9 protein-coding genes are annotated in these 11,818 nt (G+C 38.4%); 3 read left to right on the plus strand and 6 right to left on the minus strand.

Features of this window, described 5'->3' with window-relative positions; genetic code table 11:
• Positions 1-119 precede the first annotated feature (119 nt).
• From gdhA to ACFFUE_RS03990, 3 genes are all read right to left on the minus strand, one after another.
• Positions 120-1,478, minus strand: a complete 1,359-nt coding sequence (gene gdhA, locus ACFFUE_RS03980) for an NADP-specific glutamate dehydrogenase (RefSeq protein WP_376832916.1) — start codon at positions 1,476-1,478, stop codon at positions 120-122.
• 183 nt (positions 1,479-1,661) lie between these two features.
• Entirely contained in the window at positions 1,662-2,774 is a 1,113-nt protein-coding gene (gene dprA, locus ACFFUE_RS03985) for a DNA-processing protein DprA (protein ID WP_376832917.1), read from the minus strand.
• Positions 2,775-2,800: 26 nt separating this feature from the next.
• Positions 2,801-3,574 carry a rhomboid family intramembrane serine protease gene (locus ACFFUE_RS03990; RefSeq protein WP_376832918.1) on the minus strand — a complete coding sequence of 258 codons (774 nt, stop codon included), beginning with the start codon at positions 3,572-3,574 and terminating at the stop codon, positions 2,801-2,803.
• A gap of 160 nt (positions 3,575-3,734) precedes the next feature.
• On the opposite strand from ACFFUE_RS03990, the gene ACFFUE_RS03995 reads away from it, so the two are divergent.
• The 3 genes from ACFFUE_RS03995 (at position 3,735) to ACFFUE_RS04005 (ending at position 8,277) form a co-directional block, all read left to right on the plus strand.
• On the plus strand, positions 3,735-4,850 hold the full coding sequence (locus ACFFUE_RS03995) for a DUF3078 domain-containing protein (protein ID WP_376832919.1): 1,116 nt from the start codon (positions 3,735-3,737) through the stop codon (positions 4,848-4,850).
• 670 nt (positions 4,851-5,520) lie between these two features.
• Positions 5,521-7,242, plus strand: coding sequence for a phage tail-like protein (locus tag ACFFUE_RS04000; protein WP_376832920.1), 1,722 nt, complete (start codon positions 5,521-5,523; stop codon positions 7,240-7,242).
• 120 nt (positions 7,243-7,362) lie between these two features.
• Positions 7,363-8,277: a DUF3078 domain-containing protein gene (locus ACFFUE_RS04005; RefSeq protein WP_376832921.1), complete on the plus strand. Its 915-nt coding sequence runs from the start codon at positions 7,363-7,365 to the stop codon at positions 8,275-8,277.
• A 75-nt stretch (positions 8,278-8,352) separates the two neighbouring features.
• Here ACFFUE_RS04005 and ACFFUE_RS04010 read toward each other — a convergent pair whose 3' ends face one another.
• From ACFFUE_RS04010 to ACFFUE_RS04020, 3 genes are read right to left on the minus strand one after another with little or no spacing between them, the layout of a single operon-like run.
• Positions 8,353-9,960 (minus strand): DUF8458 domain-containing protein, encoded by a 1,608-nt coding sequence (locus ACFFUE_RS04010; RefSeq protein WP_512699038.1) that lies wholly within the window; start codon positions 9,958-9,960, stop codon positions 8,353-8,355.
• Positions 9,960-10,523 carry an LPS assembly lipoprotein LptE gene (gene lptE / locus ACFFUE_RS04015; protein WP_376832923.1) on the minus strand — a complete coding sequence of 188 codons (564 nt, stop codon included), beginning with the start codon at positions 10,521-10,523 and terminating at the stop codon, positions 9,960-9,962. Before lptE ends, ACFFUE_RS04010 begins: the two co-directional genes overlap by 1 nt.
• Positions 10,524-10,525: 2 nt before the next feature.
• On the minus strand, positions 10,526-11,809 hold the full coding sequence (locus tag ACFFUE_RS04020; protein WP_376832924.1) for a sigma-54 interaction domain-containing protein: 1,284 nt from the start codon (positions 11,807-11,809) through the stop codon (positions 10,526-10,528).
• Between the last annotated feature and the right edge of the window lie 9 nt (positions 11,810-11,818).

Consider the following 11,818-nt stretch of genomic DNA (forward strand, 5'->3'; position numbering starts at 1 on the left):
TACAAAAAAAAGCATTGGTTTCCAATGCTTTTTCTCTTTTCTTCTTTTTACTTTTACCGAATGGTTCGGATTTATTTCAAACTAAAAAAGCCCGGCTTTAGCCGAGCTTTCATTTGTTTTTATACAACACCTTGTGCCAACATTGCTTCTGCTACTTTCACGAAGCCAGCGATGTTTGCTCCTTTTACATAGTTTACATAGCCGTCTTCTTCTTTTCCGAAATCACGACAAGCCTTGTGGATACCTACCATAATTTCCTTCAATCTTGCATCTACTTCCTCAGAAGTCCAGTTGAGACGGATAGAGTTTTGTGTCATTTCAAGACCAGAGGTTGCTACACCACCAGCGTTAGATGCTTTACCTGGGCTAAACAACACTTTGTTTTCTAAGAAGTGATTGATAGCTTCCAAGGTAGATGGCATATTAGCAGCTTCCGTTACGCACTTCACGCCATTGGCTACCAAAGTTTTTGCATCTTCAAAGTCCAATTCGTTTTGAGTTGCAGCAGGGATAGCTACATCACACTTCACTTCCCAAGGTCTCTTACCTGCGAAGAATTTCGCTTCTGGATATTTCTTCACATAATCTTCTGCTCTGTTGTTACCAGAAGCTCTCAATTCCAATAAGAAATCGATTTTATCGCCACTGATACCCGCTTCATCATAAACATATCCATCAGGTCCAGAGATGGTAACCACTTTTCCACCTAGTTCATTAACCTTCTTCACTACACCCCAAGCTACATTTCCGAAACCAGATACGGTGAATATTTTTCCTTTAATCTCTTCTCCTTGGGTTTTTAGCATTTGCTCGCAGAAATAAACCACCCCATAGCCTGTAGCCTCTGGACGGATAAGGGAACCTCCGTAAGCTAAGCCTTTACCCGTAAGCACCCCTGTAAATTCATTTCTGATTTTCTTGTATTGACCAAAAAGATAACCAATTTCTCTTGCTCCAACGCCAATATCTCCTGCAGGGACATCGGTTTCAGGACCGATATGCTTGCAAAGCTCCGTCATAAACGCTTGACAGAAACGCATAATCTCCATATCAGATTTTCCTTGTGGGTCAAAATCTGCACCACCTTTACCACCGCCCATAGGAAGCGTAGTAAGAGAGTTTTTGAATACTTGCTCAAAAGCTAAGAATTTAAGAACCGAAAGGTTTACTGTAGGATGGAAACGAATCCCTCCTTTGTATGGACCAATGGCAGAGTTCATCTGGATTCTGTATCCTCTGTTCACTTGGATTTCACCTTTGTCATCTACCCACGGCACACGGAAAATCACCACTCTTTCAGCTTCCGTCATTCTTTCAAGCAATTTCATTCCGCTGTACTCTTTTTTCGTTGCGATAAAAGGAATCACCGTTACCGCTACTTCTTTCACTGCCTGAAGGAATTCAGGTTCATTAGGATTTCTTGCCTCAACCTTAGCAATAAAATCTTGTATCTTTTGTTCTACATTAAAATGCTCCATAAGGTTTAATTATTATTGCCACCAAATTTAACTTTTTTCTTAAAACTTGCAAATAATATTTTTAAAATTGATAAAAATTTATTTTTGTTAGGTTAAATTTTTATTAAATTTACAACTAAATATGTTGGCTTGTAAATAATATTGCGTTAATAATTATTTGATGAATAATTAAAAAACAATGTTTTACTGAGTTACTTGAAATTGTCGTCCAGAATAGGTCTTCACGCAACCCAAAATCTCCATTTCTAATAAAATAGGTAAAATTTTGAAGGTAGGAGTCTCTAATTTTTCAGAAATTTCATCTAAAGAAATTAAAGGGTTTTCTTTGATGATATGGTATATTTCTTTTTGACTTTCAGTTAATTGAAAATAAGGCTCTGAAGGGGTGAATAGTTCTCCGATTTTTTCTTTGGCTTCTTTCAATTTCAAATCTTTTACTAAACTTTTGATGGAAGCAATGGCAGCGGCTTTATTTTGAGAGATGATGAGGTTGCAGCCTTGGCTGTATTTATCTGTCAATCGGCCAGGTACGGCATATACTTCTCGGTTGTAGTCATTGGCAAAGCCTACGGTGCTTATGGAGCCTCCACCAAAAGCGGTTTCTACTACAATAGTGGCAGGGGAAATGCCTGCTACAATGCGATTTCTTTGGATGAAATGCTCTCTATCGGGTTTTTGTGAGCTGTTAAATTCCGTGAGCAATGCTCCGCCCTCTTCCAAAATTCTTTCGGAAAGCTTGCGATGTTTAGCAGGATAAAGTGTGTGAAAGCCGTGAGCCAATACGCCTACGGTAGGAATGTTGTTTTCTATTGATTTCGAATGCACTTCACCATCTACGCCCAATGCCAGCCCGCTGATGGTAATGATGTTTTGGGCTTTTATTTGGTCTAAAAACTCGTGGATGAATTGCTTGCCATAGAGGGTCATATTCCGAGTGCCAACAATGCTTATCGGGTGTTTTCCTTCTGGGAGTTTTCCTTTTTGATACAAGATGGCAGGGGCGTCATCGCACTCCGATAGCAAGAAGGGCAAATCTCCCCGATGCCGCAGATGGATGGTAATGTTATTCTTTTGGCAAAATTCAAGCTCTCGCTCTGCAAATTTTAAATGCTCAGAATCTCCTATTTCAGCAGCTTTTTTGTCTCCGATGCCAAAGATGGCAATCATCTTTTGGCGGGGAAGCTTCCAAATTTGCTCGGCAGAGCCTTCCGCATCCATCAGTTTTTTGAATGTGGTATCGCCTATAAAGCTACATCGTCTAAGGGCAATAGCGTATAAATGCTCTTCGGTAATCATCTTATTAGGGAAATATTGCCCTAAAATTACTCTTTTTTTCGGATTTCATCTAAATATTTCCATACGGAATCTTCTTTTTTCTGTGGCAATTCTTGGAAATCTTGCGGGTGCTTTTCCCTATATTCCCTCCAGAGTTTATCATCTTTCTCGCTGTAATAATTGGGAAACTCCCAGATGTATTTTTGCCTTTTCTCGCCCACGCCTCTGTAGATAAAGGCTAGGATAACGCCAATGACTGCCCCCGAAAGATGAGATTGCCAAGATATTTTACTAGGCTCATCTAAGTGGTAGAATAGCTCTTCTGGAAAAACACCCCAAACCAAACTGCCGTAATAAAACCCTACAATAAGCGTAACGGCGAGCAGTTTTAAATTCCATCTGAATATCCCACTGAAAAATAGGAAAAATGCAAGCATATAAATAATACCACTTGCCCCAATGATGCAACTGTAGTAGAACTCGCCCGTGAAAATATCAATAGGAGGAAGTAGCCAAACTAAAAAGCCTGTAGCGACCCAGCCTAATCCTAAAATGGTATTGGCAATGCGAGGATAAAACTGGTATAATAGAAAAATAAGTACGGCTATGGGCAGAGAATTGCCAATAATATGCTCCAGATTACCGTGTAGAAAGGGGCTGAAGAATACGCCTTTGAGCCCTTCTGCGGTTAATGGGATGATGGCACCACTGCAATTAGAAAATAGACCAAAGCTTTGTAATAAGAAAATACTCCACATTGCTGATAACATTAGCAATGGGTATATGATGGCTTTCAAAGAAAAGTTTATTTGTTTTAACATTGGTAATGATTTACAAAATAATTGCCAGTAGAAAAAGTAGGTAATTTTGGCTGAAATTTTCTCTGACTGATTTTTTTTAAGACAATAAATCTCAAAGATTTGCCATTTTCAGTTTTGAAGTTTATTTTTAACGCTTAATTTTGTATCAATAAAAATGCTTATGAAACGGAAGATATTTATTTTCACGATATTGATTTTTATTTTTCATTGGTCTAATGCCCAGATTAAAGGCGTTAGAAAGCAAATAGATTCCATTGCCCAGAGCCGTTGGAATAAGACACTTCTTAATCTGGATAGCCTTGCCAATCCTTCTATTGAGGAGATTTCCAAAATCAAGATGGATAGCATTGTTGTAAATGAAGGGGGCTTGGCGGTGCATTCGCACGAAGAAATCCCTGTAACGCCTTTTAGGCTCATTAGGCAAGAAGGTGAAAAAAGATGGTTTTTCTTTGGGCAAAATACCGTTACATTTAATCAGGCTTCTTTTTCTAATTGGAATGCAGGGGGGAATGATAACATCGGTATCATTGCGAAAGTAAACTATAACCTTAGTTATAAAAAAGATAGGCATTATCTGGAAAATCTGATTCAGTTGGGCTATGGTCTAGTGGCGGCAAAGGGGCAAAGCACCAGAAAGACGGAAGACTATATTAATATTGCCACCAACTACGGCTATGAAATTGGGGACAACTTTTACCTCTCTACGGGATATCAGTTTCTTTCTCAGTTTACCTATGGGTATAATTATGCCGCAACGCCCGACCCACAGAAGTCTGACCGCGTTTCCAGGTTTATGGCACCAGGGTATCTGAATGCGGGTCTTGGTATTTCTTACAATCCGAAAGAGAATTTTCAAGTGATTTTTCGTCCTGCCAATGGAAAGTTTACATTTGTTTTAGACCCTCACCTTCAGAAGGCGGGAAGGTACGGTCTGGAGCACGATGGGCAATCCATCAGGTCAGAGCTTGGGGCAATGCTGAATGTCTTATACCGATTGAAATTATATGAAAATATTTTTGTGACCAATCAGCTCAATTTCTTCTCCAATTATATCAATCATCCTGAGCGAGTGGATATTAATTACAGTGGGACGCTCAATATGAAATTTAATAAACTGATTACCGCCGTGCTGAGTTTGGATTTGCTTTATGACCACGATCAAGTGACCAATCTTCAGCGAAAACAAACTTTAGGTGTAGGTTTGGTGTACAATATAGGTGCGGATAATAAACCGAAACCTCAAAGTAAAAGAGCGATAAAGCCGTTTGTGAATTGATAAGATGAGACTAAAGGATATGTCTGAAATAAATTTTTCTTCCTAAAAAATTTGGTATTTCAAAAAAACACCTATCTTTGCCCCCATTCTTATGACACACAATATCCACATATTACAACAAAAAAATGCAAAAAACTACCCAAATAATTTGGTAGTTTCGGATAATTGTGTAAACACACACACACACACACACACACACACACACACACACACACACACACAAGCTCACCGCCGCTATACCTTAGTATAAACGCGTGCCTGTGCGTATTTTACAAAAATAATTTTGAAATAACAAATAAGTCCAAAAAATATTTTTTGGACAACTATGCTATCCCAATGTGGTTTTCTCTGAAAACTGCATTGGGATTTTTTTGTTTCCTTTTATCATATTGTTTCCTTTTAGGAAACAATATGATAAAAGGACTAGAGGAGTTAGGATTTCTATTTTTTACGGAATATAAACGGAGAAATATTTCTCTTTTCAAAACTAATCAATCCCACACTGATGGACATTTCGAGAAGGAAAAATCTGATTTTTCGTTCGTGTTTAAAATGTTTAATAAAAGTTGTGTGCAGAGATGTCTATGTGGGATTGATTTTACAAGAATAAAGAGATTAACAAACAACAACATCATAACTTAATTATTAATTTTTAAAAACAAAAAAAGAGATGAAAAAGATCATTACATTTAGCTTCGTGTTGGCAAGTGTATTGGCACACGCCCAAGAGGGGACAGTAGGGATTAACACAATGCATCCAAAAGCAACATTGGAGGTTCAGCCTAGCACAGCTAACCTCACAGGAACGACTAATGAGGGTATTATTGCTCCTAAATTATCTAAGGAGAGAATAGCAGCCATTGCAACTCCTGTAGAGGGAACTTTGGTATATGCTACTGATGCTACTTATGCGGGTAGTGATGTTAAAGTAGCCAAAATCACCGAAAAAGGTTACTATTTCTACAACGGTACAGAGTGGGTGAAAAGCGGAAATGATTTAGAAGAGCAAGTATGGAAATACGATGGAACAAGAGCTTATATTGATAAAGCTATAAAAGACAAAGTAGAATATTTACAAAATGGAGGTTATAGACATTTTCCGAGAACAATGAGACCTGTTACATCGCATCCATCTGGTGTAATTCAAGATGCAATGTTAAATGTAGATGGAGCTAGTATATATAATTGGAGATTGTCGTTTTCTGATTTAGTAACAGGGGCTAGTACTAGTAGCCAGTGGCCTTACAAATCCTTAAATGAAGATATGTTTGTTATAGATGAGAATGAAACCTCTTCATTTAGTAGGTATTACTCTAATTTTACAAAAGTCCAAACCAATCAAAATACGACAAGAAATTTTCATGCTCTCTATTCACAGATAGGTTTTTCAACCCATTATGGTTCTGGTCATGTAGCAAGAATGATAGGAGGATACTTTGCAAGTTCTATTTATAATGGTTCTGCTAATGAAGTTTCAGGAGGTTTTAATGAAGCTGTTTTAAGTACAACGGGTAATGTATATAAGGCTATTGGCGCACAAAATGGAGTAAGTCTTAGAGGAAGTGGGGCAATTACTACTGCTATAGGGTCTCAAAATCAATTGTTTATAGAAGGACTGGAACCTTTCATTGGAGCAGATTTTAAGTCTACGGTTGATAATGTTTATTTGACACATAATGTGGCTAATTTGCTAGCAGATAACATAACTGGAGGAGCTATAACGAATATGATGGGAACCTATACGAATATTCAAGTTCCATTAAACAATCCTCTTAAAGTTACTAATCTTTATGGCTTATACATTACAGATATATTGAATGCTACGGATAAAAACTACTCTATCTATACCAATGCTGGCCAAGTTCGTTTCGGAGATTTAGCTGGTACAGGCAATAGAGAGGTTTATGTAGATGAGAATGGTGTTTTGAAAGCTAAAACTACCACGATAGCAAATAATGCTGCACTTTGGGTAGAAGATATAGCTACTAACTCTATCAAGTTGGCTGTTAATTCCGATGGTACTACACGCACTAATGCTGTAAGTATTACAGATGGAGGAATGGTTTTAGGTTCATCTTTTAGAGGTACTAACGGAGCAACCATCTTCCCAGACTATGTATTCCAAAAGTATTACACAGGTAACTCTTCCATCAAAGCAGACTATACATTCAAGTCTTTAAGCCAAGTAGAAGATTTCGTGAAAACCAACGGACACTTGCCAGGTTATAAATCTGCAGCGGCTATCAAGGCTCAAGGTTATGTAGATTTAATGGAAACGCAATTGACCAATGTAGAGAAAATTGAGGAACTTTACTTGCACACGATTGAGCTTAAAAAAGAAAACGAAGAATTAAAATCTCGTTTAGAGAAATTAGAAAAGCTGTTAAAATAGTAGACAGGTAAAAGCTCCCTCTCAGAGTTCTGGGAGGGGTTTTGTTTATATTTTTTAGCTGGTCTCATTAAGATATATCCGTATATTTTCATATTTTTACCGCTTTAAAAATTTCAAATTATGAAAAAAGTATTATTCGCATTAGCAGTGGGAATGAGTGTGTCTACCATTGCTCAAGAAGCAGAGGTTCCTGTTTCTGATTCTACAAAACATTGGTCTATTACGGGGATTAATACCCTTACACTAAACCAAGCGGCCTTCTCCAATTGGGTAGGTGGTGGTGCTAATAACATCGGGTGGATTGCTGGTACCAACTACAATATGACCTACGAAAAAGATAAAGACCTTTGGGAAAATATCGTAATCTTGAGCTATGGACAAAATAACACCAAAGGTTTAGGAAATCGTAAAACGCAGGATATCATCAATCTTTCTACTAACTATGGTAGAAAAATTTCTAACAACTGGTATGCTTCTGCGGGAGCCAGCTTGCTTACTCAGTTTGCTCCAGGATACGCAGATGGAAACAATCCGCAAGCGGCTAAGTTGTCTAGCTTTATGGCACCAGGGTATCTTAATTTAGGAGCTGGTTTTACTTACAGACCTAATGATAATTTTACAATGACACTTCGCCCTGCCAATGCAAGATGGACTTTCGTTTTGGATAAAGACTTGCAAGTGGCGGGCAACTATGGCTTGAAAAACAATGGAGATTCTTCGTTATTCCAATTTGGTTTCTTGGGAACAGCGGTTTACAAAGTGAAATTGATGGAAAATATTACACTCATCAATTCGGCGTCTGTGTTTTCCAACTACCTTGACCATCCAGAAAGATTGGTGCTTTCTTATGGAGGAATCTTAAATATGAAGATTAATAAATATGTGTCTTCTATCATTACGCTAGACTTGATGTATGACCATAATCAGATTCAGAAAACTCAGCTAAAACAAACCCTTGGTGTTGGCTTCGCGTATAACATCAATAAAGGGGCAAAACGCTCTGATAATAAGCATAACCAAAGCTGGAAAAACTAATCTTTCAGCAAGATATAAAAGCAAAATCCTTCTCGAAATCTCGAGAAGGATTTTTGTTTTGTACGACTTTTAATGCTAGAAGCGATGGCTGTTTTTCTGTTGATTGATATCCTCTATAATGGCAGCGTAAGCCTCTGTCTTTTCAGGATATTTTTCTTGCAATACCTGATAGGCTTCGATGGCTTTGGTATAGAGCCTTTGTTCCACATAAAGATTCGCTAGAGTCTCGGTCATCAGATGTGAGATGTCGTCTGTTTTTTCTTTTGTTATCAATTGAGTTTCTTCCTTTTTTAATTTTGAAATTTTAGGCTCGTTTTCAATGAAGTTCTCAATGGCTTTTTCCTTGATATCCTCTATGGTTGAGGTTAGGGTTTCGGTTTCTTTTTCGGCAGGTTCATTGATGATTTCAGGCTGTAGGTCTTCACTTGATTCAGTTTCCTTAGGCTCATTTCTATCTATTTTCAGCCATTTTTGCCAAGTGTTGATGAACATAGGGACATTGCTGTCTTCGCTTTCTTCTAAAACTTCTTCTTCAATTTTGGTTACCGTATCAGAAGAGAAAAATGAAACATTGAAAACAGGTCTTTCTTCTTGAGGTGTTTCACTCTGTTCTTCAGGCTCGCTGGTTGTTGGTTGCTGAGGTGTTGTTTCCTCTATGGTCTGAGCTCTTCCCAATAAAGCATCGGGTTGGTTGGGTTCTAAAGCCATTGGTTTCCAAGAATCCTTTGTTGTCGCCACTATATCCTCGGCTTTTTTCTCTTTTGGAAATTTGGAAATTGATTGTTGTGCATCTTCTATCGCTTCTGGCTCAGATGCTTCAGATTTAGGCACTACTTCAAAACTTTGCGTTTCTGCAAAATTGATTTCACCATTGTGGGCATCTTCCCCTTCGTGCGTTTCTTCTTTTTGCTGTTGCTTCTGAGCTTCTTTTTTCGCTTTTATTTTGGCTTCTACTTCCGCTACAAGACGCTTCATTTCCTCTTCGTGCTTGTTGAGGGTAGGCTTAGGCTGATAGGTTTCCACTTTGCGTTCTACAGGAATATGAACATCAGGAAGGAAAGTATCTACGCCGTGAAAGCTAAGTTCAGACGCGTGGTCTTCGGTGGAATCTGGAGTTGCTTTTATCGGCGATGGCTCTTCTTTTATTTCAGAGGTTTCTGAATTATTTTGTACGATTTCACTTTCAGATGATAGCTTGTGATTGGCGTTTTCAGATGTCTCAACTTCTTCAATGCTTTCTTTTGAGGCGGTAATTTCTTTCCAAAAATTTTCTTCACCTTCAAATAGGATTCTGTTTCTTACGCCATATACAGCATCTATAACCTCTGCACGCAAGGTTTCGGTGCTTGGGTTAATGCTGCATTCTTCCTGTGGCTCTTGCACTTCCATAGGCGTTTCCTTTTCCCCTTGTGGTGGTATTACCTCTGTTTCTATGGTGGAAGTTTCTGCTTTATTAGACTGATTAATCAGTTGATACAATATCTTTTTATCCGTAGTATAAGCTGCGGTTTTGGATAATTCTTTCTGATAATTATCTACATCAAAAAGGTGAACCCCATACAAATACAACGCTCTAATATTCTGAATATAAGGAAACTGATGGATTTCTGTTTCCAATGTTTTTAAATCTTCAACCTGGATTGTCTGAGGATTTTTTATCAATTCTAAAACTCGAGTATTCATTACCAATCTGCTATAATATCGTTGAAAATTTTATTGATGATTCTTTCATTTACAATTCTTACCTGTGAAGCTTCTATTTGATTGATATCCAAATCGCTACTAAAAACGGCTTCATCGGTATAAGTTCTATCAAATCCTTTTGATGGGTCTATGGCATTTTCGTAATGAATTTTTACGGAAATGGTCAGTTTGTTTTGTGCCGCTTGCAACTGAGCCCCCGATTGGGTAGTGACGGAAGAGGAAATGGTAGTTGGGGTAATGCTATAGTCTGTAATTTCGCCTTCTATCAAAAGATGAGGGTTTTCGGTGGTGCCTTTCAGGGTGGTTCTTTGTAAAAAACGATTGGTGACATCTATCGTCAGTTGTTGTGCTAACGAAGGATTGACCAATGCTGCGGTATTCATAAAGTCTTTAATCTGAATGGTTTTCATCTCTGGACTCAATGACGACCCTGTGAAACTGTAACAGCCTTGTAGAGAAAGGAGAAGAGAGAAAAGAGAAAAAACGAAAAGCCTTTTCAAGTTTTTCTGAACTCCATAGTATGATGTCTGAAATCGTTTCATTTTTAATCTTCTAAATTGTACTGTTTTATTTTTCTATAAAGCGTCCTTTGGGAAATTCCCAGTTCGTCTGCGGCTTTATTTCTTCGTCCTTTGTGTTTTTCTAACGCTTTTATAATCAGTTCTTTTTCGTTGTTTTGAAGCGAAAGCGTTTCTGGTTGGGTTTCTTCTACTTCTATCTCTTCAATGTCTTCAAAATCTTCCTCATTCGGTTGGGAAATAATGGTAGGGTTGACCACATTGCCAGCCGCAGGGTTTTCAAAATACAATAAAGAATTAGGGTTACTCACTTGGTTTTCAGTTGCGTAAATTCGGTTAATCAATCCTTTTTCCGAACTGCTAAACTCGGCATTGCCACGGTTCTTTATCAGCTCCAAAGTTAAGGATTTTAAATCATTGATATCATTACGCATATCGAAAAGGATTTTGTACATAATCTCCCTTTCGGAATTGAAATCTGACCCAGAAGTGCCTCCACCTTTCTGCACTACGGCAGGTAGCCGGGCTTCCATAGGAATATACTCTGATAAACGAACGGCATTCACCTCTCGGTTTTGTTCCACTACGGTCATTTGCTCTACCAGATTTCTCAGCTGGCGAATGTTGCCTGGGAAGGGGTATTGCTCCAAATATTGCACCGCATCATCGGTCAGTCGCAATTCGGGCATACGGTATTTTTCTGCAAAATCAATTGCAAATTTTCTAAACAAAAGATGGATGTCGCCTTTTCTTTCTCTCAAAGGTGGCATATCAATCTGCACCGTATTGAGTCTATAATAAAGGTCTTCTCTGAAACGCCCGTCTTGGATGGCTTTCATCATATTGACATTGGTAGCCGCTACAATTCTCACATTGGTTTTCTGCACTTGGGAAGATCCTACTTTCATAAATTCTCCACTTTCCAAAACGCGAAGCAAACGCACTTGGGTTTGCAATGGCAATTCGCCCACTTCATCTAAGAAAATGGTTCCTCCATCTGCTACCTCAAAGTAGCCTTTTCTGGTGGAGGTAGCCCCTGTGAAGGCTCCTTTTTCGTGCCCGAAAAGTTCAGAATCTATGGTTCCCTCGGGAATCGCACCACAATTGACCACAATGTAGGGCTGGTGCTTTCGTCGAGATTCCGCGTGAATGATTTTCGGGATATGCTCTTTTCCTACTCCAGATTCCCCGATAACCAAAACGGAAATGTCCGTGGGGGCTACTTGTATGGCTTTTTCTATCGCTCTATTGAGTACGGGGTAATTTCCAATAATTCCAAAACGATTTTTTATATTTTGTAAATCAGTCATTTAATTATA

Origin of the sequence: Bergeyella porcorum (assembly GCF_042427575.1) — a bacterium.
In the GTDB taxonomy this organism is placed as follows: domain Bacteria; phylum Bacteroidota; class Bacteroidia; order Flavobacteriales; family Weeksellaceae; genus Bergeyella; species Bergeyella porcorum.

Excerpts from the sequence above, each read along its gene's own strand:
- ACFFUE_RS04010 (WP_512699038.1), bottom strand. The coding sequence starts at position 9,960 with ATGAATACTCGAGTTTTAGAATTGATAAAAAATCCTCAGACAATCCAG.
- ACFFUE_RS04000 (WP_376832920.1), top strand. The coding sequence starts at position 5,521 with ATGAAAAAGATCATTACATTTAGCTTCGTGTTGGCAAGTGTATTGGCA.
- ACFFUE_RS03990 (WP_376832918.1), bottom strand. The coding sequence starts at position 3,574 with ATGTTAAAACAAATAAACTTTTCTTTGAAAGCCATCATATACCCATTG.
- ACFFUE_RS04005 (WP_376832921.1), top strand. The coding sequence starts at position 7,363 with ATGAAAAAAGTATTATTCGCATTAGCAGTGGGAATGAGTGTGTCTACC.
- dprA (WP_376832917.1), bottom strand. The coding sequence starts at position 2,774 with ATGATTACCGAAGAGCATTTATACGCTATTGCCCTTAGACGATGTAGC.
- ACFFUE_RS03995 (WP_376832919.1), top strand. The coding sequence starts at position 3,735 with ATGAAACGGAAGATATTTATTTTCACGATATTGATTTTTATTTTTCAT.
- lptE (WP_376832923.1), bottom strand. The coding sequence starts at position 10,523 with ATGAAACGATTTCAGACATCATACTATGGAGTTCAGAAAAACTTGAAA.
- ACFFUE_RS04020 (WP_376832924.1), bottom strand. The coding sequence starts at position 11,809 with ATGACTGATTTACAAAATATAAAAAATCGTTTTGGAATTATTGGAAAT.
- gdhA (WP_376832916.1), bottom strand. The coding sequence starts at position 1,478 with ATGGAGCATTTTAATGTAGAACAAAAGATACAAGATTTTATTGCTAAG.